Origin of the sequence: Marinifilum sp. D714 (assembly GCF_030851345.1) — a bacterium.
In the GTDB taxonomy this organism is placed as follows: Bacteria; Bacteroidota; Bacteroidia; order Bacteroidales; family Marinifilaceae; genus Marinifilum.
On sequence record NZ_JALPNU010000007.1, the window covers coordinates 151425 to 177487 of the forward strand.

Genomic DNA, 26063 nt, shown 5'->3' on the forward strand with positions numbered 1-26063 from the left:
ATTCAGAACCATTTGTAACATCCCTTAGCTAGAGAAAGATAATTAATGATTTTTTGTTCCTCTTGTAAAGATCCAAGAGGCAATGATTGCAGTAAACGGTGCAACCAATACCAATCCAAAACTACCAACCAAGGTATGAAGGATTTCTCCTGAAACATAGTTCAGGTTTAGGATGTTAATCATTGGAGTTCCCTGTGCAATAAATACCATCAAAAGAGCAGAGAAACCACCTGAGTAGGCAAGAAGAAGAGTGGTTGTCATGGTTCCTACAACAGCTTTTCCAACTTCGAATCCTGAACGACGCAATTCCTTTCTGCTAATCTCTTTGTTTGCCTGGTATACTTCTGCTTGCGAGGCTGAAATGTCCATAGCAATATCCATTACAGCACCCGAAGAGGAAATGAAAATCCCGGCAAGGAAAATTTCAGTAAGGTTCAGGTAATTGTATCCCGAGTAAAGCAAGGTTTCCGAAAAAGGTTTAATGGCACCATGAATATTAAAAAGCGTACCAAACAATATGGCCATGATACAGGTAACTGCAACTCCACTCATTGCACCTAAAAAAGCGCTTAAACCTTTTTTATTGGTACCTGCTACCAAAAATATAATTACCGATGTTAGTAAGGCTACAATAGCCAATGAAAGTGGGATAGGAGGAAAACCTTTTAGCAATCCTGGCAACAGTAATTTCCATATGGCAATGCCTGCAAACATAAAGGATAGCATGGCTTTAATGCCTGTCCATCCTGCAAAAGCTACCAAGATGATTACAAATAGAGCCAAAAGAAATGCTTCCAATCGAATGCGATAATGATCCACCACTGTGGCACTAATAATTTGTGAGTTATCCTCGTTTAAATTGAGCACAGTAAGCGTTTTGTCTTTCGGCAGAAAGAATTTGTCGAACTCCATTCTTCCTACCAGCTGATTAAAAGCATTTAGCTCTTCTCCCTTAAACTTACCGTTTAGGATTCTGATTTTTAAGCTTTGTGTGCCTGTCTTAATAATACCTGTCTCAACAATTAAACTGTTATCGGTTTCTAAAACCAATGCTCTTACACGAGTTGTGTTTTTGTCTGCTTGGGTTTCGAAACCATTTGGGAGTAGTACAATTATCGAGCTTAACACGATTAAAAGTACAATCAGAATTAAATCGGATTTTTGAGGAATGCTGAATTTAAACATTTGGCAAAGTTAGAAAAGAAAAATGTAGGAGACGCAGATCATTATGACTTTGTATGATTGTTTATGATCTGGTTGGCTGTATTCAATTGGAGCTTTTGGCTTATGGATTTGAATCATCATTGATCAAGTTGATTTGTGTATTACATAGGACGAGATTTCAGTATGAAAATGTGCATTTGGTGTTCACTTCTCCTCAAGGAGAAGGATAGGATGAGGTATATTGAAAAGGATGAAGCAGATTAATTACGATTTTGTATGATTGTTTATAACCTGGTTAGATGAACACATTCAAAGGCGTTGAAAATTTACGATTTCAAATCATAAATAATCATGATGATCTGTGTCAAAGTAAAAAAAAGCCCCGCATTTGCGAGGCTTAAGAATTATTTGTTCTCTATTAATTTCATTAAGTTTTTTGGAACATCGGTATTGTCGAAGAATCCGGTAAACAAATCGGCTCCAACCCCAATGGAACGAATTGGAATTGGCGCAGCTGTGTGAGAAAAAGATGTCCAACCAATACCAGCTTTTTGCGATAAAATATGACAGGCAGTTGTTGTGAATGGATCGTAACTACCATATAGCAAATAAAACTGATCGTCTTTCTTCATTTTCTTGTTGTAGTTCATGCTTTTTTCAAAGGCAGTTTTTAGTTGCTGCATCTCGAATTCACTTAAATCAAGACCTTTTTCAGTACAACCTAAACCAAAGTGTTTTTTCGCCAATTCCAAACCATCTTCTACTTTGTAGTTTCCTTTGTTGTTCTTTTTGTAGTCTGAAATTAAGTTGGAGAAACTTTCGTAAGAAACATTTTGGTGTTTTAGAAGTGCAAAGGCTGAATCGTAATGACTACCTGCAAATCCTAATGCCATACCTCCGGTTTCATGATCGCCGGCAACCAAAATTAAAGTTTCATTTGGATGTTTTTTGTAAAAATCCAAAGCGACGGAGACAGCATTATCGAACTGAATGACTTCCTGAATTGCAGTTGCAGCGTCGTTGGCATGACACGCCCAGTCGATTTTACCACCTTCAACCATCATGAAGAATCCATTTTTGTTATTTAATAGTTCAATTCCTTTTTCGGTAAATTCGGCAAGAGAGATATCTGATTTTCCATTTTGATCGATGAAATAAGGAAGAGATTTTCCACCAACTAATTTTGGTGCAATACTGATGATTTTATCATCACCTTTCTTTAATGCTTTAAATTCTTCTATAGAATTGGTAAATCTATACCCTCTGGCTTCTGCAATTTTTATAGAATTGCTTTCTTTTTGTTCTAAATCAACGGCTCCTCCCATGCCAAAATTGGCCATGGTGTTTTTGTTATCAATTTTGCCATCGCCTTCAGGATGCTTAATTCCTCCACCAGCAAAGTAGTTAAAACCACTTTTACTTAAATCAAGGCTTATATTATAGTACATACTTCTACTAGGTTGATGAGCATAGAAGGAAGCAGGGGTTGCATGATCAATCGAAACAGAAGATACAATTCCTACTTTATATCCATTATCTCTGGCCATTTCAGCAATTGTCTGCAAAGGTTTTTGCCTTTTTGCATCCATGCCTATTGTATTAATTGATGTTTTTTCTCCTGTAGAGAGTGCAGTTCCTGCTGCTGCAGATCCTGTAATAAATCTGTCGGTAGCATAAGTGGTATAAAAACCTTGCTTTGGTAATGTGTTTAGTTTTAATTTTTGGATTCCATTGGTATTGTTAATGGCTCCCAAATAGGCTTCAGCAGTGTTGGTTTGTGATAAGCCCATACCATCTCCAATAAAATAGAAAATGTACTTTGGAGATGCCCCCTGATAGTTGTCTCTTTCGCTAGGTTGTGCAAAAACACTGCTAATGCAGAATGTAAAAGCAAGAATCAGGTAAATAGTGATTGGTTTTAATCGTGTCATGTTTTTGGTTTAAATTTTTTCAAAACTACAAAAAAACATTTATCTGTAATGATTTTAAATAGTAAAAGAAAGTTAAATCTATATTAGATTTTATTTCATGCGTTCAATGCTTTGTTTGTTCTTCTCGTTAAAGAAGTTTTTGCCTTCTGGAGAATACAAATGGTCTACATATTCTTTGAAATAAGCAATTACCTTATCGCGAACCACTTTCATGGTAGAGTTCAATAATTTATTCTCTTCGGTAAATCCTTCAGGCAAAATGGCAACTGCAGTAGGCAACCAGCGATGCGGAAACATTTCCTCATATTTTCCACCTGGACGATATTCGTTCAGTTCTGATTGTAATAAATCCAAGGCAACTTTCTGACCTTCTTCCGAATCAGGAGTAAGATTTTGCTCTTTCAGTTTGGCTACAATTGCTGCTTTATTAGGAACTATAAGAGCTATGGTATAAGGATCCTGATTGTTATACAAGATACACTGATCCATCAATGGCGATTGATCAACAAAAGCTTCTTCGATTCCTTCAGGACTGAATTTTTCTCCGTCGTTTGCAATAAGTAAAGACTTGAATCGTCCAAGTACATGCAAGAAACCATCTTTGTCCATATAACCCATATCACCGGTATGCAACCATCCATCTCTAAGTGTTTCTGCTGATGCCTTTTCATTCTTCCAGTAACCTTTCATTACGTTACTGCCTTTTATTACAATCTCACCTTTCTCACCAACAGGTAGGGCATTGCCATCATCATCACAAATGTTTAGGTCCATATTGCTAACCAAAAATCCCGATGAACCCAATTTGTGCTTGTGATGAGCATTTGATGAAATAATAGGAGAGGCCTCTGATAATCCGTAGCCTTGGTACATTGGAATGCCGATGGCATAAAAGAATTTCTGCAATTCAATATCAAGCAATGCGCCACCTCCAACAAAGAATTTTAAGTTGCCTCCAAAGTTCTCTCTAATTTTCGAGAATAGTATCTTATCGTAGAACATGTACATTGGTTTCAGGAACATTCTGCTTCCCTTGCCTTTGTTCCATCCATGATCGTTATACTTGTAGGCCAGTTTTAATGCTTTGTTGAATAATTTCTCAACTTTAGGACCTTTGGCTTTTATTCCTTTCTCAATGTTTTTTCTGAAGTTCTTAGCCAAAGCAGGAACACTCATTAAAATGTGAGGCTTAATTTCCTTGATGTTTTTAGGAATGTTTTTCAATGCCTCCATTGGCGATTTACCTTGTTGCACGGCAGCAATAGATGCCCCTTTCAGCATAAAACTATAGATTCCGGCAGTATGAGCGAAAGAATGATCCCATGGTAAAATCAACAAGGTCTTGTAATACTCAGGAATGTGCATTAAGCTCGACGATTGAATTACATTGCTTGTGTAATTGTTATGCGTTAGAATAATTCCTTTAGGATCAGCTGTTGTACCAGAAGTATAGGAAATATTAGCGTTATCATCAGCTTGTATTTCTTGTTGAATTTTATCCAAATCATTTTTGTCATCTTCGGCAAGTATTTCACCCAAGCTCATGATATCCGAAAGGAAAACTTCAATTCCATCTACTTCAATATCTTCATCAATTACTATGATTTTTTCCAGAGTTTTGATTTCATCCTTAATCAAACGAATTTTTTCCAGATGATTTTTTGATACAATAACGTACTTTGCTTCGGAGTGAATTAATCTGAATTTTAATTCATTTTGTGCGTCAAGTTTTACAGATAAAGGCACATTTACAGCACCAGCAAATAATATTCCTAGTTCTGAAAGAACCCAAGCATTTCTTCCTTCCGATAAAAGACCAATTCTATCTCCTTTATCAATACCGGAAGCATACAAGCCATAGGCTAAAAGTTTAACTTGTTTATGCAGTTCCTTGTAGCTCAGTGATTCATATTTCTCTCCTGTATGCTCCCACAAATATGGATTGGAACCATATTTTTTTACACTTTCCTCAAAAAGTTGAATTATAGTATTCATCGATATATTATGTCAGTCTGATGTATAATGAATTAAGAAAGCCAAAAGTAATCGATTCGGGAGTCAAAACAAATAATCCATTTAAAATTAATTAATGTTTAAATTGATTGAATTCTATTCTTATGCGATTTGGTTTTAGGAATTGCTTTGCCAATACTTTTCAGAAATGTTTAAAGCCAATTGATGCTTAAATTTAGACACTGCAACTTGCAGGACAAGGACTGAAGCTTTAAATTGTATTTTTTACATGTGTTTGATAGGAGTTTAAACCTTAAATGTATCCCTGCAAGTTGTGGTAGGTCGATTAAAGATTAAAATATCTCTTTGCTAAAGGTTTTTGTATGCCTTAAGGGTTTGGAATGGGCATTGTTCTTTTTTATTGTTCATTTTGATTGGTAATTAAGGATGATTCTAATCTTTTAACCCCTTAAAAAAGCTGATATTTCTTCTTGTTTTTGCAGGTGCAAATATCTATTTTGAAGCCGATTATCAAAAAAGCAATAAGATTAATATCTAATTTCGTTTTCACCCTAAACGAATACAAGATTGTCTTAATAGAAAGAAACCTAAAAACTAACCCTAACCCAATGAGTAGTTTAGAAAAATATTTTAAAAAGTTTCGAAAGAATACAGTTGGTTACGATGCTAGCTTTTATTCCCCTTTTGGAAAGCAAAAGATTGTATATGCAGATTGGATTGCCAGCGGACGTTTGTACGCACCCTTGGAAAAGAAGATGTTAAAAGAGTTTGGCCCTTATGTTGCCAACACGCATACGGAAACCAACGAGACCGGAACTTTAATGACTCAATCTTACCATAGAGCTCAGGAATTAATCAAAGAACATGTTAATGCAGGTCCGGACGATGTAATCATTCATGCCGGATTTGGGATGACGGCTGTTGTAAATAAACTGCAGCGTATTCTTGGACTGAAAGGTTGTGGTATGATTGGTAGATATCAATGTCAAAAAGAAAGAGAAAAACCAGTGGTTTTTCTGACTCATATGGAGCATCATTCCAATCAAACTTCCTGGTACGAAACCAATGTTGATGTGGTAGTGGTTCCACCAGGCGAAGATTTAACCATTAGCCTGGATAACCTGAGAGCCGAGTTGGAAAAATATAAGGATAGAGAGATGAAAATTGGTTCATTTACGGCCTGTTCCAATGTAACTGGTATTGTTACTCCATATTATGAGATGTCTAAAATTATGCATGAATATGGTGGAATCTGCTTTATTGATTTTGCCGCATCGGCGCCATATGTTGACATTGATATGCATCCTGCCGATCCAAAAGCAAAACTGGATGGAGTTTTCTTTTCACCTCATAAATTTCTGGGAGGTCCTGGATCTTCAGGGGTAATGATTTTTGATTCGAAATTGTACAATTGTGAGGTTCCCGACAATCCGGGAGGAGGAACGGTTGATTGGACAAATCCTTGGGGAAAATACAAGTTTGTTGATAATATTGAAGCTCGTGAGGATGGTGGAACTCCAGGTTTTCTTCAAGCCATACGTACTGCTTTGGCAATTGAGGTTAAGAATCAAATGGGCACCAAGAATATTGCAGATAGAGAAGAAGAACTTTTAGATTTGGCTTTTGGTAAATTAAAGGCAGTTAAAGATGTTCATGTCCTTGCCGACAATGTTCAGAAGAGATTGGGAATTCTTTCATTTTACGTTGAGTACATTCATTACAATTTGTTGGTAAAGTTATTGAATGATCGATTTGGAATTCAGGTAAGAGGTGGCTGTGCTTGTGCCGGTACTTATGGGCATTATTTGCTGGAAGTAAGTCAGGAACAATCGGATGCCATTACCAGTGAAATTACTTCGGGCGACTTATCGCATAAGCCAGGTTGGGTGCGTTGGTCTTTACATCCAACAACAACAAACAAAGAGGTACTTTATTTTATCGACTCTTTGGAAAAGGTAATCGAAAACTATGAGGAGTGGAAAAATGATTACACTTACAATCGTAAAGTGAATGAATTTTACTACAGCGGAGATAAGAATATCAAGAAAAAAATAGAAGTGAACGGTTTATTCGATCTATAAGACAGAGTTCTTTAAAAATATTCAATGCTTATCTGATTTTTGGATAAGCATTTTTTATGTCGATTAAGTCGAAGATTCTAATTTTACATTCACTTATTACGAAAACTTCATCCAAAAATTTATAAATGTGCAAATACAAATATTTTTATATTTTTGGTAAAGATTAACCAATCAGATCAAAAAGTGTACGATATAATAGGAGACATTCACGGAGAGGCGGAAACACTAAAGAAACTGTTGAATTCCTTGGGATATACCGAAGGAGAATTGGGATATACTCACCCCGAAAGAAAGGCTGTATTTGTTGGTGATTTTGTAGATAGGGGACCTGAGATTTTTAAGACCCTAAGCATTGTGATGAAGATGGTGACATCGGGAAATGCTTACGCGGTAGTAGGAAATCATGAGTTGAATGTTCTGGCTTATTATACAAAAGATAATGATGGTATATTTTTACGCGATCATAACCTAAAGAATAAGACTCAAATCAAAAAAACTTACGAAGAATTTAAGCTTGATAAGGCAAAGCGTAAAAAATATCTGAAATGGTTGCGTTCTCTTCCAATTTTCCTGGAGTTGGATGGGTTTAGAGTGGTTCACGCTTCATGGGACGACGAGGCTGTTGAGATTATAAAGAAAGAAAATCCTGAAAACAGGCTTAGCAAGAAGTTTTTAAGAAGAATCTATTTCGAGCGTGGAAAAGTATTCAATGCTTTAATGTTATTGCTAAAGGGCAGGGAGTTTACTATGCCCGACGATATGGTGCTTAAAGATGGTTATGGTTTTAAACGTACCGCATATAGAATAAAATGGTGGGAACCAATGCAAGGAAAGGGCTTTGAGGATATTTCATTTGGGAATAAATTTCAACTTCCCAATTACACGATTCCTCGCGAACTTTGTTATGATATTCCTCTTTATCCTAAAGATGAATTACCTGTGTTTTTTGGGCATTATTGCCTAAATGGGAAAGCAGGTGTAATTCGTGAGAATCTTTGCTGTGTGGATGGTTGCATTGCAAATGGAGGCATAATGGTGGCCTATCAATGGAATGGTGGACCATTGGATTCTGAGAACATCGTAAAAATAGAAAAGGTAAAAAAAGTAGAGATTTTATAGGTATATACCGATTGTGAAAATATATGAGTCATTGCTTCGCAAGCTCACACTGCCTAACATTTTCTACATCGCCATTATACTATTTTCTATAATAGCTCATTAAATATTACATTAGGTATTACTTACCCATTTTCTTTGAATAGATTAAAAATAGGATTCCTGAAAATGACAAAGGAATCAGAATTAGGAATACCGCCCAACTCATTGTATCCAAAAATCCATAAAGAGCGATTGCCACACTGCTTACAATCATGATGTAGGCACTGATTTTGATTTTCCAGAAGGAGAGAAGAAAACCCGCACCATATAGCATAGAAAGGACGTAAAATACAAAAATCCAGAATTCGGTATACTCAGATTTGTTGTCAAGAATTTCAATAAATTCAGGAACCATAAACAACAGAAAGACTCCGGCAATTAAAAATCCTATAATCCTTGCGATCAGTAGAAAAAATCTCGATGGATGATCTTGATAATTCGTTCTTCTTTCCATGATTCGTTTTTGAATTGTTGAGAAAAATAGCAATACTTCGCGGTTACAATTAAAATTAATCAATTGTTAAGATAAAGTCAAGCAAAGCGAGTGATGTTGGATTTTATGGGATTGTTCGTAATTTCGCACAAGATTAAATACTTCTTTTATGGATAAGATTAAGGTAATTGGCTTTGATGCAGATGATACGTTATGGGTTAACGAGCCATATTTTCGTGAAACAGAAATGAGATTCTGTGAGTTGTTAACCAATGGAATGAGTCTTGATGAAGTTACAAAAGAGCTTTTCAAGATTGAAATAGGCAACATTCCTTTGTATGGTTATGGCACTAAAGCTTTTATTTTATCCATGATTGAAACAGGTTTGAAAATTACCAATGGCAATCTATCTTCGGAAAAAGTGCAAGCGATTTTAGAGTTGGGGAAGGAACAAATCAATAAACCTGTTGAATTAATAGATGGAGTAGAGTCCGTTCTAAAATCCTTGTTTGGAAAATATCGTTTGATTGTAGCAACAAAGGGAGATTTGCTCGATCAGGAGCGCAAGCTTAAGAAATCAGGATTGTTAAAATACTTTCATCACATCGAGGTATTGAGTGATAAACAAGAAAGTGATTACGAGAAACTAATCAAGCATCTGGACATTGAACCTGAGGAGTTTTTAATGGTTGGGAATTCTTTAAAATCAGATATTCTGCCTGTTTTGAATCTTGGAGGCAAGGCTGTTCATGTGCCATTTCACACTACCTGGGTACACGAAATGGTTGAAGAAGAAGAAATTTCCAATTCAGACTTTCAAAAGATCGAGAAGATTGAAGAATTGATTAGTTGCGTTTTATAGATAGGATTTTAACTCGTTTACTCAGCATTTGTCCCTGGTCTTTTTGTGTTTGGATTTTTTTGACTACATCCATTCCTTTTGTGACTTTCCCAAAAGCAGCAAAACCTTGTCCATCGGGGTTCCGCATTCCGCCAAAATCTAGTTCTGGTTGATTGCCAATACAAATAAAAAACTCGGTACTTGCCGATCCGGGTTCTAATCTGGCCATGGAGATTACTCCATTGGTATGCAGAATACCAGTTTCTTTGGTGGTTTCGTGATTTATGGTAGGCAGCTTATTCACGATTGAATCATGGAATAAGCCTCCTTGTATTACCTGAATCTTTATATCATTGTGCGGCTGATTGTCCAATCTGACAACTCGGTAAAAACAAGCATCTTTAAAAACATTTTCATCAATGTTTTGCATGAAATGTTTCGCCGTAATGGGCGCTTTGTCCTCAAATATTACCAATTCAATTTCACCCAAATCAGTATTAATGGTAACGGTTGGGTTTTGCGAATTGCAAGCAAATACCGTTAACACAAAGGCGATAATAATGATGCTATATTTTTTCATGGTTGCGAGAAATTAAATCAAACCTCTGGATTTCAATTCCAAATATTTATTCAAACTGTTTATCGTTAGATCTTTTGGATCAGTCAATATCGTATGAATACCATACTTTTCCAACTCTTTTGCAATTAGTTTTTTATCGAATAAGAACTTTTCTCCAATGGTTTTTACGTAAATATCTTCAATGCTATCAGCTGTTTTTCTAGTCATTTCTTCAATTTCCGAATTGTTAAAGAAAATCACAACCAAAAGATGATCTTTAGCCAAACCCTGTAAATAGGGCAGTTGCCTTTTCATGGAATCCAAACTTTCGAAGTTCGTGTACAGCATAAGCAAACTTCGGCCTCTAACAAAGTGCTTTACCGATGAATAAAGCAGCTCATAATTGGGTTCAGGATAATCGGTTTCCTGATTGTACAAAACCTCCATGATTTTCTTTACTTGTGTTCTTCTTCCTCCTGCACGAATATTGGAATGAACATTTTTACCAAAGCAAAGTAAACCTGCCTTATCGTGTTTTAAAATTGCAGTGTTCGATATTACCAAGCTTGTATTTATGGCATAATCCAACAGGCTAAGTCCATAAAATGGCATTTTCATGGATCTGCCACAATCAATAATCGAATATACAGGCTGTGCCTTCTCATCCTGGTATTGATTTACCATGATCTGTGATTTTCTCGCTGTTGCCTTCCAGTTTATGGTTCTGTAATCATCTCCTTTTACATACTCACGAATCTGATCGAATTCCATTTGATGCCCAATTCTGCGAATTTTTTTGATTCCAAAATCAGTTAATCGGTTCGAAATAGCCATTAGTTCGTACTGGCGCATTTGCATGTATGAAGGATAGCAAGGAACCATTTCCGAATTACCCAACTTAAACCTTCGTTTGATGATTTTTAAGAACGAATAGGCATAAACATTAATTACACCAAAATGATACTCTCCGCGACTCAAAGGTCTAAGCGAGTAATTAAGCAATTTTTCTTCTCCTGCTTTTAGCGATAGTGAATAGTTAAAATCCCTCTTTTGAAACTGAATTGGAATTTCATCAATCAAATCAATATTAACTGTAAAACTGTAGTTGTGCTGTAGCTTAATTTGAATCGGATTTTCATCTCCATTTGAAAGCTTTTCCAGGCAAATTCGTTCTGCCTGAACAGCATCTTTAGTCCGATACAACAGAAGAATATCAAAGCCCAAAGCTATCACAAAAAACAGGCAGGCAAGTTTTGCTATGGTATATAGTACTGGGATAAAAAAGCCCAATACAGATATTACAGCAATAGCACTTATCAGCCAATAGAAAAAAGGGTGTAGGTATAAAGATTTTATAAACTTCATTATCGTGGGATTTCAATACCTTCCAAAATGTGATGAATGATTTCCTTTGGTTTAATTCCTTCCATTTCCTTCTCAGGGGTTAAAATTAAACGATGATGTAAAACCGGAGCAATAATGTTTTTGATATCGTCAGGAGTCACAAAATCGCGTCCATGAATGGCAGCGAATGCCTTGGCTGCTGTCATTACCGAAACCGATGCACGAGGAGAGGCTCCCAAAATAATTCCAGGATGATTTCTGGTCTTTTGAACAATCTGCACAATGTATTTTCTAAGGTTTTCATCGATATGAATGGACTGAACTCTATCTTGCATTTCTTTAATTTGATCAGCAGATATTACCTTGTTTATGATTTGAGTCTCTATAGCACCTCTTCGTTCATGTTTGGTTTCAAGAATACTTAATTCTTCCTCTTCGCTTGGATATTCAAACTCAACTTTCATTAAGAATCTATCCAATTGCGCTTCAGGCAATCGATAAGTTCCTTCCTGTTCGATTGGATTTTGTGTTGCCAATACCCAAAATGGTTCACCCATTTTATAGGTGTTTCCATCAATACTCACCTGGTATTCTTCCATTACTTCAAACAGGGCAGATTGAGTTTTGGCAGGAGCACGGTTGATCTCATCAATCAACACAATGTTCGAGAAAATTGGACCTTGGTTGAATTCAAATTCCGATTTGCTCATGTTAAAGATGGTAGTACCCAAAACATCCGATGGCATTAAATCAGGTGTAAACTGTATTCTTGAAAAATCAGAACTGATTGCTTTTGCCAATAGCTTTGCCGATAAAGTTTTTGCAATTCCCGGAACACCTTCAATTAAAATGTGCCCTTTAGAGAATAGACCAACAAGTAGTAGGTCTATGTTTTTTTCTTGTCCAACAATTACTTTTTGGATCTCAAACTTAATTTGATTGATTAGCTGATTTAATTCACCTAAATCAATTCTATTTTCGAATTGTGTGTTTCTTTCCATATGATGTGATTGTCTTATTTGCAATTATTATAGATGTACTCAATTTTGGAGTGGAAATCTTCCAAACCCTCCTGAGTTAAATGTGTTAATGTTTCGATTGATTTGGATTGATCGAACAGCATTCGCAAGGTTTTTTCCGGTAAACCAGATCTACTGCTCAATTCTTTGATGTTTTCCTTCTTGAATTCGATGTGATATCGAGATCGAATGAATTCTTTAAAGTATTTGAGTTTCTTATCTGCAATATCTTTGTGGTTCTTCTTGGTATAATACAAAGAACCTAAAGTTTGAATAAATTCAAGAGAAGTGTTTCTCAATGGTTGTATTATTGGAATAATTCTCTGTTGTCTTTTTCCTTGAAACAGAAGCAAGAATATCAAACAGAAAAACAATAGGTAAAAACCCAATTTTAATGGCGGATGGGTTAATAGGTACCTTAGTGGCGAACTGTGTCTTAATGCTCTTGTTGGTTTGTAATACTCATCCCAAACAATTGATAGGTTAGGAAGATAGCTAAAAGCCCCTGCAATGTAATCTGCATTATTAGCTTCAACCACGTTGTAATTGGTAAATGCCAATGGTTGGCAGCTATAAAAGATATTTCCTTTGCCAAATTGTTTTTTAATAAATTGGATATTCTTATCTACATCTCTTCCCAGTACAATTAAACTGTCTCTGTTAAATTTTTCAATGCTTACAACATCAAAAGCCTTTTCGTATTTATATTTTTTATTTAAGGAGATATTCTGGTTTTCCAATTTTTGAATACGCACCGTTTTTCCTAGATTGGAAAACATTACATTGGGCGTAAGGCTAAGGTCAAGTGTATCTGCTAAGGGATGACTAATTGATGATGCTGCAATAAAAATTTGATTTCCATTCTCGGCAAGTTTCACCAACTTATCGACGTCCCATTTTTGCATTTCCAGATTGTTGGTAATGAAAATGTAGTTTTTAAGAGGATCTGATATCCCGCTTTCGGGATAATTAAAAACAGGAATTGTTTTGAATTCTACTTCATTGTTTGGAAACAATTCTGTTTTAATCAGGTCCATTAACAGATAGGAGCCAAAAGGTCTTTTGTCATCAGAATTGAAGTTTTGCGTCCAGTCGATTGGTGTTGGAGCAAATAGTTCAACAAGAAACAACACTATGAGTATGATGATAAACGGATAAGTTGATTTTGGAATTATCAGTTTCATATTATTGGTTTCTTGTATTAAACAATGAGTTAAATTTTTCGAAATCCTGCCCAATTAAGGCATATTCTTCTTGAATTATCGAAAAGTTTCCATACCAAACAGCTTCGTACAGATTGCTTAGCTTATTAAAGTCTGTTTTTACTTGCTGGTCTTTTATTTCGTTGATGTAATCGTAATTGGTTTTTTCGGCCTTCCAGTTGATGAAATTATTTTTGCTAAGTGATTTTAAAGAGGACAAGAACTGGTAACGAACTGCAAGTCTGAATTCTCCCATTTTAACGGCTTTTGCAATTTCCTCGTCCCAATTCACACTTTCAGGATTTACATCATCGGCAAAGGGAATATTCATAATTTTTTGATGCGGACTGAACAGTCCACTTGAGTTACTTTTGAGGATAATGTAAATGAGAAGAATTATTAGTCCGCCTAGGATGATGTATCGCAAATACCATACTACTCCAAGGCTTTTCACTAAAAAGACATACCACCGGTTCAGCATCAAGCGTATTTTATCGAATAGGCTGATGTTTTCAACTTCAGAAAACTCGTAGTTAAAATCCTTTTGTTGGCGATAGTTTTCAATTCTACTTTTGGTAATGTCTTTTTTATAAATCTCTACTTGACCTTTATCAAGAATTAAGGTATCTGCCTCATTGGTTTGGACAGCAAAGAGTTTGGTTCCCGATAGTATCAGGAACCAAGTTATTAAAATTAATATTCTAAACGGGTTATTCATCTGTTTATAATTAGATATTTTAGGCCAGATGTAACTTACCAATTCTAAATAATTATTTTCATGTGTGAGGTAATAATTATTTAGAAATGGACGTTTCATTATTACCAACAGTTTCCAAATCCTTTAATAAAGCCGGGCTTTGTTTTCTTTCAATTAAATTAAAGTACAATATAGAAATTGCAATCATAGGTATTAATTGTACAAATGCATATCCAATGGTTTGAATAATTGAGAAAATAATAGTGACCGATTTGCTTGGAGTTATATTATCTCCTGTATTCGTAAGATATTCTATAATAAGTGTATGTATTCCTGAAGGTAGTTTAAAAGTTAGATTGAAAATATAGCAAATGATACTAATTACGAATAAAAATGCAAAGGCATTCCACCAGTTGTTTTTGATTAAGTTGAAGCATCCACTCAATGCATTACCAATACTTTCATTCTCAAAAACGATAATTGGCATAACTAAACTAAGACAAATGGATAAATAAATTCCTGGGATTAATACAACTACAAAACCTAATGTCATCAAAATTCCACATAGAATCATAGCACCAAAAATTTTCCCAATATTGCCAAGAATGGCCTTTCTTACCTCATTTAATTCAAAATTATTAGAACCTTTTTCGCGATATAATTTAATGTATTCTAAAGAGAACGATATTGTTATGGTGTAAGTTAGTAACATCATAATCATCATTCCTACTATAATTCCTGCAATCTCTGTATAATTTGTTAGGAAGGGATTATTATCCTGTTGTGGTATTAATACTCGATATTGAAAAAGTCCAAACAAGATACCATACAATAAACTAAATGGTAGAACATAGTACAGCATTCCTTTTGATAAGTTTTTAAAGTTGTACTTTATAAAAAGAAAAGTGTCGCTAAAAAGAAGCCCAAAATCTCTTACTTTTTCAAGTCTAAAATTCTCTGTAGTCATTTTTTATAATTTATGTTGATTCTTATATACTTTAACAGGATTAATAACAAAATACCAAATGATAAATGAAAAGGAGCTGATGATTATAGCCCAGCTCAGTGCCATTGGCATGTCGGTGTGTCTGGTTACGAAACCTTCCAAAAAGCCTGCAACTATGAATATTGGAAAGATTCCAGCAATAATTTTTACTCCTTTTCTAACACCCATTTGTATTGATGTTTTTCGAGGCAGAGTTCCTGTAAATATTAAGCTATTTCCTAAAACAATACCTGCAGCGCCCGCAATTACAATAACCGATATTTCCAAGGCTCCATGTATCCATATTACCCGGGTCGATTCCCAAAATAAATCGTGTCGCACAAAGAAGTATGTGAAACTACCCAGCATAACTCCATTAGAGAATAACACATATCCAGTTCCGAAAGCAGTGAAAATTCCCAGTACAAATGCCAGTATAGATACTTTTACATTATTAATTGTGATGCCCAGAAACATTAAGGTTTGTCCATGTTGTTTGTAAACAGCCATTGGATCACTCTTTTCAATGTTGTTCAAAGTCATGTTTACATAGTCATCTCCTAAAATGGTTCTAACAAATGCTTGATCTCCTCTTGAAGATAAAATTCCAATTAGAACAGATACAGAGAAGATCAAAAAAGCATATAGCAATTGCTTTCTTATGTCGTACAGTGTTAAAGGAAGTTCGGTAGTCCAAAAATTTCTGAATGCTCCTTTTTTTGCCTTTTTGTTCTTGTAAATTTGTTGATGAACCCGCATACTTAACTGATTAAGGTATGCAGTAGTTGAAGACTTGGGGAAAAATGTTCTGGAGTAAGATAAATCATCAGTAATTTGGATGTATAAGTTAGCCAAAGTATCTGGATTACTTACTGATTGATCCTTAATTAACAGCTCAAATTTTTCCCATTTATCCTTATTTCGATTAAGAAATACAATTTCTTTCATAAATATTAGAGCCAATAGTCTGTGTTAGATCGCTAAAGTTATTTTAAATAGTTTAATAAACAATGGTGCTTGTTGATAATTTACATCATATTTATTTAAGTTGTAGAAAAACAGTAGTGTATGAATTCTGGTTAATAAATTATGCTTGTAAATTTTCATCTTTTGTTTGCGATGGGTATATTCGTTCTGTATTAAACAAAACTACCTATGTCTAAAATTGGAATTGAAACTACTCAGAATGTACAATTAAATTTCCCACTGGCGAGTGTTGGAGAAAGAATTGCAGCTTATCTGCTTGATGCTGTATTTATTGGTGTTTGTGCTTTTTTTATAGCCATGATGATTGGACTATTGGGAGAGGCATTTGCAATAGGATTTGTTTTTTTGGTACCAGTTTTATTTTATAGTTTACTTTTTGAAACCTTTATGAATGGACAAACTCCAGGAAAGCGTATCATGAAAATAAAGGTTTGTAAGATTGATGGAGATGCTCCGGGATTTATTCACTATTTAATTCGTTGGATGTTTCGTTTGGTAGATATTACTTTGACTAATGGTGTAGCAGCAATACTTACTATTGTTATTGGTGAAAAAGGCCAAAGAATTGGAGATATTCTTGCAAAAACAACTGTGGTTAAAACGAACCATACCTTGAAACTTACCAACACCATATTATCTGAGATACCAGATAATTATCAATTGGTTTTTCCGGAAGCAAGAAAAATTGAGGATAAAGATTTGGAGCTTTTCAAAAGAGTGATACAACAACTGAAATCGATGGACGATCCTGTAGAAAAGTTGACCTTTGGTTTAAAAGCTCGTACAAAAGTGATGGAGCAATTAGGCATAAAAACAGAAATGAAGCCAGAGCAATTTTTCCAAACCTTGATAGATGATTATAACTTTATTCATAAAAACTTATAAATCAGTAGAAATCGACAAAAATTAATTTTTGTCGATTTTTTTTGCGTCCATTTTTCATATTCTGCGTCTACCTGATTGAGATTAAAATTTAAATGTAGAAAGTAAAAAATTAAAGAATATGAATAACGAATGTTGTGGATCTCAAGTGTATCATACAGGGGCGTGTTGTAATGATGATAATGTGAAGGCCGAATTGGTAGACCAGGTTTTAAATGCTCAGGAAGAAAAGCCTTTAAAAGATTGTGCTTGTAAGGGACTTGGCCCATGTCAGTGTCCGCCAGAAAATAAGGAAAAGAATGATATTGCTGATCAATTTAAAGATATGAAATACGTTATTGATGCGTGTGGCTGTGGTGAGGGTTGTGGCTGCTAAATCAACAGAAATATATTTGCCTTTCTATTCAGAATAACCACTACTAATTAATTTTCACAAGACCATTTATTTATTATTTCGTGTGAGCGGAGAAATAAGTAAGTGGTTTTTTATTTAGAATAGTTATAGATAATTTTTCAAAATTTATATTTTTGCTCTATAGTTTAATTTGAGAATGTATGGTAGAGCATATATGGAGAACATATCACAAACAATTGCTTTCTTTTATTCGAAAAAGAGTATCCGATTCAGCTTTGGCAGAAGATTTATTACAGGAGGTTTTTATAAAGATTCACAATAATATTGATACTTTACAAGAAGGAAAGAAGGTAAAAGCATGGTTGTTTCAGATAACCAGGAATACCATAATTGATCACTATCGTCGCTGTGAGCATCATGAAGAATCAGAAATTCAGCTTCTTGAGTTAGAAGATGAAAATGATGTTGATGCAATGGCCGATATCCAATCTTGCATTGTGCCTATGATCAAATCTTTGCCCGAGGATTATCGAAATGCACTTTTGTTAAGTGAGTTGAATGGCTTGAGTCAGAAAGAACTTTCAGAAAAACTACAAATTTCATATTCTGCTGCTAAATCGAGAGTTCAGCGTGGAAGAAATCTTTTAAAGAAAGCACTAAGTAAGTGTTGTAGTTTTCAAAAAGATTCTAAAGGAAGAATCATCGACTATGAAAAGAAAGCATCAAGCTGTAACAATTGCAGAGAAAATTAAAAAAGCCATTAGCTTCAAAACTAATGGCTTTTTTAAATCTATTAATACCTGTTGTAAAATCTTCTCAACTCCTGTGTGAGATCTGTATAAATTGGTTTGGTAAATTCAATAAATAAATCTTGGTGTGGAGGTGGCAATATTGGTTCTTGTTCGCAAATTTCCAGCTCTTGCTTGGTCAATGCTCTTTCATCTCCATTAAAATGTCCCCACTCGTGGAACCAATTGAACTGACCACCAAATTGCTTGTCGTTGATGATTTTTTGGTTGCCAAACTCAATCACCTTCAAGGAAAGCAATCCTTTCGAAATGACTTCTCTTTTGTGAAGGTGTAATTTTGCTTTTACTTTATTGTATACTTTAATTTTCTCTCCATTTTTTAGCGTTGTGCTTCCTACTTCTACACTATCGGTACTAATTACTTCTTTCTCATAATTGGTGTCGTGAGTTTCTCCAACAACAAAATCTTCAAATCCCATGGAAATAATTTGATCTGGATATTCAAGTTTTTCAAGTTCAGCTTGCTTAGGAGTGTAAAAACGCACAAATCTTCTTTTGATATTGTGGAAAAGGTATTGAGTTACCTGATCCTGGAAAAACTCTGAACTTAGCTTGTACTTTTGAGAATTAACCGGGATGTGCTCAATGATCACTTTTAAGGTTGCCATGTATTCTGCCTCCTCAAGTTTGATCTGAACATCTTTGTAATTGGGAACAAAACCATTGGCTTTTTGGAAGTGGTTGTAGGCATTGATTCCATCTTGTCGGCCACCTTTTGCCAATGCATTTAAGCCAGCCTGGTAACATTCAGGTGCAGCATTTAGCTTTGCCTGTTCCAATTCATACTGGTATGATTTTGGATTTGGAATCAAGCGAATGGCTGCCGGACATCTGTTGATGTCGTTGTACATTCGATTCAACAACTGATATTTATCCACAGACCTGGTATTCTTAAAAGGATCGGCAGACGCCTTTAAATTATTAATTTCTCTCTCGTACCATTGTACTGCTAACGGGTAGCTTGAAAGTAATGTTTCCTGCGCTTTTACTTTATCAGGATTTGACCTTAAACGATCAACTGCTTTTGTAACTGCTGTAAAATAATTTCCCTGTTGTAATGCTTTTTCACCAGAACTACAGGCCGATAAGCTAATAATAAATACTATTAAAATGTAGTGTAAAGTTTTGTTCATGTTTAGTGGTTTTATTCATAGGCAAATTTAAATTAGTACTACGACAATGCCATGGGATTGTTTCTATTTATTTGCCATACTTGTTTAGAAAACTTAAACAAATAGCGAGCCATTTTTTTACAATGGCAAACTTTAGCAATAATATTTTAACATTCGAGCATGGATTATTACAATTTCTTAACTCCACATAAATTACAATTTATCATTTCATAAACTTTCTTATCAAATAAGTTAACAAGCGGAAAGTACTTTTACCTATAATCAAGTAGATGAATTTATGACAAAAATTAAGCGAAAGGTAGAAGTTGTAGTTTTATCTGATATACATTTGGGAACAATAGGATGTAGAGCTGATGAACTACTGAAATATCTAAATTCGATCCAACCTAAAAAACTAATATTGAACGGTGATATTGTGGATATCTGGCAATTTAAAAAAAGATATTGGCCTAAATCCCATATGCGTATTATTAAACACATTACATCTTTATTGTCAAAAGGAGTTCCAGTTTACTACGTAACTGGTAATCATGATGAATTGCTGAGGAAATTTGAGGGATTTACTTTAGGCAAATTACAAATTGTAAACAAGTTGATTTTAAATCTAAATGGCAAGAAAGCATGGGTGTTTCATGGCGATGTTTTTGATGTTACCATGCAATATGCCAAATGGTTAACAAAGCTTGGTTCAATTGGATATGACCTGTTGATCATGATCAATTCAATGGTGAACTACTTTGCAAAACTAATTGGGCGTGAGAAAGTTTCTTTATCAAGAAAAATAAAAAACAGTGTAAAGTCTGCAGTAAAATACATCAATAGTTTCGAGCAAACTGCAGCAGAAATTGCTATTGATAAGGGCTATGATTACGTTGTGTGTGGTCATATTCATCATCCGGAATTTAAGGAAATAAAATCTAAGAACGGATCGACATGTTACCTGAACTCAGGTGATTGGATTGAAAGTTTAAGTGCATTGGAGTATCATAAAGGAGAATGGAGCATTTATGAATACAATAAAGATCAGAATGCGAAATCCTTAGAGCCTGATTTAGAAAGTTATAAACTGGAGGATGATGAAAAAATTTTTAAAGAGATGCTTGTGGATTTTACATCTATGTCTGGAAAAACAATTTCAGTTTCATAACAAGCACAATGCAAAAAAGATCTTGGAAATTATTAAGAACTGTTATTTGATCTAGAATTATTTAATGAAAATATTATACGGAATTCAAGGAACTGGTAACGGACATTTGAGTCGTGCCATTGAACTTATACCGCATCTTCAGAAAGAAGCCGAAGTTGACATATTAATATCAGGATTGCATCATGACTTGGAGTTTAATCATCCCATCAAATACAAAAAGCAAGGGTTGGGATTTTTCTTTGGTAAGAATGGTGGAATTGATATCTGGAAAACCATCAGAAAATTTAATATCTATAGATTTTTAAAAGATATAAAATCATTGCCTGTAGAGGAATATGATTTGGTAATTAGCGACTTTGAGCCCGTTACTTCGTGGTCCTGTAAACTCAAGAAAGTGTTTTGTTTAGGATTGAGCCATCAATCGGCCATGTTGAATTCAAGAACACCAATGCCTGAGAAAATTGAGTTTTTAGGTTATCAGGTTCTGAAAAATTATGCGCCATGCAACCACAATGTGAGTTTTCACTTTAAGGAGTATGGACATAACATGTTTACTCCTGTTATCAGGAGAGAAATAAGATTATTGGAGCCCGAGAATAATGGCTACTATCTTGTTTATTTGCCTGCTTACTCTGATGAGAAACTGATTTCTGTACTTTCGCACTTCCCGAATTATAGATGGGTGGTTTTTTCGAAACACTGCAAAAACAGATATCGCTTCGAAAATGTTGAGATTAACCCGGTAAATGGAGAGGCCTTTATCAAGAGTTTGAAAGATTGTGCAGGAGTTCTTTGCGGAGCTGGATTTGAAACTCCTGCTGAGAGTTTGTTTTTGGGAAAGAAGCTTGCCGTGATTCCAATGAAAAATCAGTTTGAGCAAGTTTGTAATGCTCACGCATTAAAAGAATTGGGAATTCCTGTAATTGCAGATTTAGAGGAAGATGGCCCTGCCAAAATAAAAGAATGGATTAATGATGGAGTTGCAATTGAGAAATTAAACTATCCTGATAATGCAAGGTCGGTGATTGAATTTCTTTTGCATCATTATGCAGGTCAGGAAAAGGTGGAGTAATCCATTTTAGGCTTGTTCGAAAGTGACATTTGTTGTATTTTGATCTGACCAACAGAAAATTATAACTATGTCAGAATTTATTAATAACAATGCCGCTCGCATTGATTCTCTTTTTCAGTTTTGTTTAGACCTTATTAATGGGAAAAATGGGAAAGAATTAATCAGCACTCATCAGGAGGCGATTGATCATTTATGCCCCAACGATATTATTCAGGTGGTTCATAGGTTGGTTGAGGAAGATTTACCAATGGAAGATCTGAAGATAGGGATCAATAAATCATTGAATGTCTTCCACAATGCTATTATTGATCATGAAACGCCAGAATTAGAACCCAATCATTTCCTGGGGATTTTAATGCGGGAAAATGGAGAGTTGGAAAAACGATTAGTGGAAATCAAGCCTTTGGTTAAATCTTTTAATAAGGCACAAACTGAGGAGCAATTAAAGAACGATCTGCAGGAAATTCGTTATAGAATTGAGGAGTTTGCAGAATTCGAAAAGCATTATTTACGAAAAGAGAATATCTTCTTTCCTTATTTTGAGAATCAGTATCCCGAGTACAAATGTTTGGGCGTTATGTGGTCTATTCATGACGATATCAGACGCATAAGGAAGGAATTGTTGCAGGCCCTTGCCACCGAACAAGCGGATCTGAAATTGATTAACAAACTGATTGGAGACCTGTTCTTTTTAAAGTATACCATCATTTTCAGGGAAGAATATTTGCTATTCCCCGTTGCATTGAATGCCGTATCATCTGATTTATGGGATGAAATGAACCAACAAAGCATGGAAGTAGGATTTAGCTTTATCGATCCCCCGGTTTTTACTCCAGGTCGAAAAAGTAAAAAATCCAAGTCATTTTCATTCGAGGGAAAAGAGCTCGATGCAAAGCAATTGGGCAACACCTTACTGAATTTTGATACTGGCTTAATGAGCTTGGACCAGGCAATGATGCTTCTGAATCATCTACCTGTTGACATCACCATGATTGATGAAAATGACAGGGTGAGGTTCTTTTCTAACCCTAAGGACAGGTTCTTTACCCGCTCTAAAGCCATTATAGGCAGAACAGTTCAGAACTGTCATCCACCCGAAAGTGTACATATTGTTGATGAGTTGCTGAAAGCCTTTAAATCGGGAGAAAAGGATAGCGAACCCTTCTGGATTCAGATGCAAGGCAGGTTTATTTTAATTCAATATTTTGCTTTGCGCGATGATGAAGGAAGCTACAAAGGTTGTATTGAAGTAAGTCAGGATTTAACTGAGCTTAAGACTTTGGAAGGAGAGAAGAGATTGATGGAGTAAATTGAAGGCAGATATTTCAAACAATAAGCCCTGAAAGAATTTTCCTTTCAGGGCTTAATATTTAATATCGATTTATTTACAATCTGCTCATGAATTTTACAGGATCGATAATATAGCGAACGTGGAAAGCAGAACCAATTTGTCCATCTTCGTCAGCTGCTTCAATTTCGAAACTTAATTTTTTACCATCTACTTTTACCAATTTTGCAGTGCAAGTAATTTTAGCACCAAGCTTGCTGGCTTTGATGTGTTTGGTATCAATTTGAATTCCAACAGAGTCCATTCCTTCTTCAAGATCAGCATCGATGCAAGCCACTGCAGTTCCTTCCATAAAAGCAACCATTGCAGGAGTTGCATAAACATCCAATTTTCCTGATCCGTGATATTTTGCTGTATTTTGTTCGCCAACAATCATTTCTTGTGTGGCAGTTAATCCTTCTTTTAAAGCCATATTCTGTCTGATTTAAAATTCTGATGTAAAATGGAATTCAAGATTCGGATAATTTGATTGTGCCATTTGAAGCATGTACCCTGAATCTGCAAGGAAAACATCTCTACCATGCTTGTCTTTAGCCATGTACTGATATTTTGCCTTTTTGAATTCTTTTAATTGTTCCTCATCCTCGGTTTTAATCCAACAAGCTTTGTGAAGCATGATTGGTTCCCAACGACAGGATGCACTGTACTCGTGTAGCAAACGATACTCGATTACTTCGAACTGTAGAGCGCCAACGGTTCCAATTACTTTTCTTCCGTTGAACTGAGAAACAAACAACTGCGCAACCCCTTCATCCATTAACTGGTCAATCCCTTTTGCCAATTGCTTCGATTTCATCGGATCAGCATTTTCGATGTACTTGAACAATTCAGGTGAGAAGCTTGGAATTCCTTTAAAGTTGATTTTTTCACCTTCAGTAAGAGTATCTCCAATTTTAAAGTTACCTGTATCGTGCAAACCAATAATGTCACCAGGGAAAGCTTCCTCTACAATTGATTTTTTCTCGGCCATAAATGCTGTTGGGCTCGAGAACTTCAACTTCTTGCCATTTCTTACATGCAGATATGGTTTGTTTCTTTTAAAAGTTCCCGATACAATCTTTACAAAGGCAATTCTGTCTCGGTGGTTTGGATCCATATTCGCATGGATCTTAAACACAAAACCAGAGAATTTTTCTTCTTCCGGTTCGATTACTCTTTCAACCGTCTGACATGGCAGTGGAGAAGGAGCTACCTTAATGAAGACATCTAATAATTCGCGCACCCCGAAATTGTTCAAGGCTGACCCAAAGAATACCGGCGCAATTTTAGCATCCAAATACTCCTGAACATCAAATTCAGGATAAACTCCCGATACCAAATCCAACTCCTCACGAAGTACTTCTGCATCTTCTCCAATGTACTCTTCCAATTTCGGATTGGAGATATCATCAAATTCGATACTCTCTTCTACAGTTTGAGTAGCAGGAGTAAACAAACTTAAATTTTTGTGATAGATATTGTAAACACCTTTAAAGTCAGGGCCCATGTTAATTGGCCAACTCAAAGGATTTACACTCAATTGCAATTCTTTTTCAATTTCATCAAGCAAATCAAAAGCATCTTTACCCAAGCGGTCCATTTTGTTAATGAATACGATCACAGGTGTTTTACGCATTCTACAAACCTTCATTAGCTTTCTGGTTTGTGCCTCAACTCCTTTGGCAACGTCAATTACAATAATTACACTATCGCAGGCTGTTAAGGTACGGTAAGTATCCTCTGCAAAATCCTGGTGACCTGGAGTATCAAGGATGTTTATTTTATGTCCTTTGTATTCAAATCCCATTACCGATGTTGCAACCGAAATACCTCTCTGACGTTCAATTTCCATGAAGTCAGAAGTTGCAGTTTTCTTAATCTTGTTTGATTTTACAGCACCTGCAACATGAATTGCACCACCAAAAAGAAGCAATTTTTCGGTTAGTGTAGTTTTACCAGCATCCGGGTGTGAAATAATTCCGAACGTACGGCGTCTTTTAATTTCTTCTTTGAAACCCATTTATAGAATTGTATTTACTTTCAAAATTTAGCTTGCAAAAGTAATAATTAATACCGACAACTTATAGAATATATTGCGTTTAAAACTTTAATTCCCGGTTAATAATTGAATCTTTTTCTTATCTTCACGCTTCCAAAATTCAAAACACACTTAAATGAAGCAAATTGGGTTACTTTCCGATACACATGGGCATCTTGATTCAGTTGCATTAAAGCATTTGAGTGATTGTGATGAAATTTGGCATGCTGGAGATATTGGAAATATTGAAACGGCAGAAACTCTTGATCAAATCGCACCTCTCGTTGCAGTTCACGGCAATATCGATGGTCAGGAAGTTCGTTCCAAATATCCAAAGCATAATCGATTTACCTGCGAAAATGTGGATGTATGGATGACTCATATTGGAGGATATCCTAAAAGGTATGATGTAAATGTGAAGCCGGAAATTTTTAACAATCCGCCACAACTTTTTATTTCAGGACATTCCCATATTTTAAAAGTAGTATTCGACAAGGAGTTGAACTTGTTACATATTAATCCTGGAGCATCAGGATTACAGGGGTTTCACAAGGTGCAAACATTAGTGAAATTTATAATCGATGGTAAAGACATTAAAGACCTTCAGGTGGTCGAATTCGGAGCAAAGGGTAGATCTCTTTAGCGGAATTAAAATTCAAACCTGAAATCAAATTTATTAGGGGGAATTTTTCGGGGTATGCTAAAATTATGCCAAAGGTGTAAATTTTGAGTTTTCTTAAACAAGAAATTTACCGTCATCTTTTTAAAATACCAAGTTTTTGTTATATTTAGATATCTAAATTTGATCTTGTTTAACACTTGTTTATAAGTTTTGGATGAGGCTAAAATATTGAGATTTAGAAATATCAGCATTTAGAAATATGTGTCAAAAATACGCATAAAAAGATCGGGAAATCTGAAAAGG

The 26063-nt window shown here is 35.2% G+C and carries 24 protein-coding genes; 10 read left to right on the forward strand and 14 right to left on the reverse strand.

Annotation, left to right across the window (positions count from 1 at the left end; translation table 11 throughout):
* Positions 1–42 precede the first annotated feature (42 nt).
* The 3 genes from M0051_RS09365 to M0051_RS09375 all read right to left on the reverse strand — a co-directional run bounded on the left by M0051_RS09365 (position 43) and on the right by M0051_RS09375 (position 5090).
* Positions 43–1185, reverse strand: coding sequence for a YibE/F family protein (locus M0051_RS09365; protein ID WP_306741269.1), 1143 nt, complete (start codon positions 1183–1185; stop codon positions 43–45).
* Positions 1186–1568: 383 nt separating this feature from the next.
* On the reverse strand, positions 1569–3095 hold the full coding sequence (locus M0051_RS09370; protein WP_306741270.1) for an alkaline phosphatase: 1527 nt from the start codon (positions 3093–3095) through the stop codon (positions 1569–1571).
* Between the two features lie 90 nt (positions 3096–3185).
* Complete coding sequence (locus tag M0051_RS09375; RefSeq protein WP_306741271.1) at positions 3186–5090, reverse strand: long-chain fatty acid--CoA ligase; 1905 nt, start codon at positions 5088–5090, stop codon at positions 3186–3188.
* 587 nt (positions 5091–5677) lie between these two features.
* Here M0051_RS09375 and M0051_RS09380 point away from each other — a divergent pair.
* Positions 5678–7150: an aminotransferase class V-fold PLP-dependent enzyme gene (locus M0051_RS09380; RefSeq protein WP_306741272.1), complete on the forward strand. Its 1473-nt coding sequence runs from the start codon at positions 5678–5680 to the stop codon at positions 7148–7150.
* 183 nt (positions 7151–7333) lie between these two features.
* Positions 7334–8269 (forward strand): metallophosphoesterase, encoded by a 936-nt coding sequence (locus tag M0051_RS09385; RefSeq protein ID WP_306741273.1) that lies wholly within the window; start codon positions 7334–7336, stop codon positions 8267–8269.
* A 118-nt stretch (positions 8270–8387) separates the two neighbouring features.
* Here M0051_RS09385 and M0051_RS09390 read toward each other — a convergent pair whose 3' ends face one another.
* Positions 8388–8762 (reverse strand): hypothetical protein, encoded by a 375-nt coding sequence (locus M0051_RS09390; protein ID WP_306741274.1) that lies wholly within the window; start codon positions 8760–8762, stop codon positions 8388–8390.
* A gap of 148 nt (positions 8763–8910) precedes the next feature.
* Between M0051_RS09390 and M0051_RS09395 the strand changes: the two genes are divergently transcribed.
* Complete coding sequence (locus M0051_RS09395; protein WP_306741275.1) at positions 8911–9603, forward strand: HAD family hydrolase; 693 nt, start codon at positions 8911–8913, stop codon at positions 9601–9603.
* Here M0051_RS09395 and M0051_RS09400 read toward each other — a convergent pair.
* From M0051_RS09400 to M0051_RS09430, 7 genes are all read right to left on the reverse strand, one after another.
* Entirely contained in the window at positions 9587–10162 is a 576-nt protein-coding gene (locus M0051_RS09400; protein ID WP_306741276.1) for a peptidylprolyl isomerase, read from the reverse strand. The two genes, M0051_RS09395 and M0051_RS09400, sit on opposite strands and share 17 nt — an antisense overlap.
* 12 nt (positions 10163–10174) lie before the next feature.
* Positions 10175–11506, reverse strand: coding sequence for a DUF58 domain-containing protein (locus tag M0051_RS09405; RefSeq protein WP_306741277.1), 1332 nt, complete (start codon positions 11504–11506; stop codon positions 10175–10177).
* Positions 11506–12486 carry a MoxR family ATPase gene (locus tag M0051_RS09410; RefSeq protein WP_306741278.1) on the reverse strand — a complete coding sequence of 327 codons (981 nt, stop codon included), beginning with the start codon at positions 12484–12486 and terminating at the stop codon, positions 11506–11508. The genes M0051_RS09405 and M0051_RS09410 overlap by 1 nt, the downstream gene beginning before the upstream one ends.
* Positions 12487–12500: 14 nt before the next feature.
* Positions 12501–13688: a DUF4350 domain-containing protein gene (locus M0051_RS09415; RefSeq protein ID WP_306741279.1), complete on the reverse strand. Its 1188-nt coding sequence runs from the start codon at positions 13686–13688 to the stop codon at positions 12501–12503.
* A gap of 1 nt (position 13689) precedes the next feature.
* Positions 13690–14424: a hypothetical protein gene (locus M0051_RS09420; RefSeq protein ID WP_306741280.1), complete on the reverse strand. Its 735-nt coding sequence runs from the start codon at positions 14422–14424 to the stop codon at positions 13690–13692.
* Positions 14425–14500: 76 nt separating this feature from the next.
* Positions 14501–15370 (reverse strand): glycerophosphoryl diester phosphodiesterase membrane domain-containing protein, encoded by an 870-nt coding sequence (locus M0051_RS09425; RefSeq protein WP_306741281.1) that lies wholly within the window; start codon positions 15368–15370, stop codon positions 14501–14503.
* Between the two features lie 3 nt (positions 15371–15373).
* Positions 15374–16336 (reverse strand): stage II sporulation protein M, encoded by a 963-nt coding sequence (locus tag M0051_RS09430; protein ID WP_306741282.1) that lies wholly within the window; start codon positions 16334–16336, stop codon positions 15374–15376.
* Positions 16337–16543: 207 nt separating this feature from the next.
* On the opposite strand from M0051_RS09430, the gene M0051_RS09435 reads away from it, so the two are divergent.
* From M0051_RS09435 to sigZ, 3 genes are all read left to right on the forward strand, one after another.
* Positions 16544–17260, forward strand: a complete 717-nt coding sequence (locus M0051_RS09435) for an RDD family protein (protein WP_306741283.1) — start codon at positions 16544–16546, stop codon at positions 17258–17260.
* Positions 17261–17378: 118 nt separating this feature from the next.
* Entirely contained in the window at positions 17379–17633 is a 255-nt protein-coding gene (locus tag M0051_RS09440; protein WP_306741284.1) for a hypothetical protein, read from the forward strand.
* Positions 17634–17812: 179 nt separating this feature from the next.
* Positions 17813–18364, forward strand: coding sequence for an RNA polymerase sigma factor SigZ (gene sigZ, locus M0051_RS09445; protein WP_306741285.1), 552 nt, complete (start codon positions 17813–17815; stop codon positions 18362–18364).
* A 41-nt stretch (positions 18365–18405) separates the two neighbouring features.
* Here sigZ and M0051_RS09450 read toward each other — a convergent pair whose 3' ends face one another.
* Entirely contained in the window at positions 18406–19554 is a 1149-nt protein-coding gene (locus M0051_RS09450; protein WP_306741286.1) for a hypothetical protein, read from the reverse strand.
* A 277-nt stretch (positions 19555–19831) separates the two neighbouring features.
* On the opposite strand from M0051_RS09450, the gene M0051_RS09455 reads away from it, so the two are divergent.
* The 3 genes from M0051_RS09455 (at position 19832) to M0051_RS09465 (ending at position 23082) form a co-directional block, all read left to right on the forward strand.
* Positions 19832–20701, forward strand: a complete 870-nt coding sequence (locus M0051_RS09455; RefSeq protein ID WP_306741287.1) for a UDP-2,3-diacylglucosamine diphosphatase — start codon at positions 19832–19834, stop codon at positions 20699–20701.
* 64 nt (positions 20702–20765) lie between these two features.
* Positions 20766–21773, forward strand: coding sequence for a glycosyltransferase family protein (locus M0051_RS09460; RefSeq protein WP_306741288.1), 1008 nt, complete (start codon positions 20766–20768; stop codon positions 21771–21773).
* Positions 21774–21840: 67 nt separating this feature from the next.
* Positions 21841–23082, forward strand: a complete 1242-nt coding sequence (locus tag M0051_RS09465) for a DUF438 domain-containing protein (RefSeq protein WP_306741289.1) — start codon at positions 21841–21843, stop codon at positions 23080–23082.
* A gap of 76 nt (positions 23083–23158) precedes the next feature.
* Here M0051_RS09465 and M0051_RS09470 read toward each other — a convergent pair whose 3' ends face one another.
* Together M0051_RS09470 and M0051_RS09475 are read right to left on the reverse strand one after the other, a co-directional pair.
* Positions 23159–23533 carry a thioesterase family protein gene (locus M0051_RS09470; protein WP_306741290.1) on the reverse strand — a complete coding sequence of 125 codons (375 nt, stop codon included), beginning with the start codon at positions 23531–23533 and terminating at the stop codon, positions 23159–23161.
* 12 nt (positions 23534–23545) lie between these two features.
* Positions 23546–25120: a peptide chain release factor 3 gene (locus tag M0051_RS09475; protein WP_110359196.1), complete on the reverse strand. Its 1575-nt coding sequence runs from the start codon at positions 25118–25120 to the stop codon at positions 23546–23548.
* Between the two features lie 154 nt (positions 25121–25274).
* On the opposite strand from M0051_RS09475, the gene M0051_RS09480 reads away from it, so the two are divergent.
* On the forward strand, positions 25275–25781 hold the full coding sequence (locus M0051_RS09480) for a metallophosphoesterase (RefSeq protein ID WP_306741291.1): 507 nt from the start codon (positions 25275–25277) through the stop codon (positions 25779–25781).
* Positions 25782–26063 lie beyond the last annotated feature (282 nt).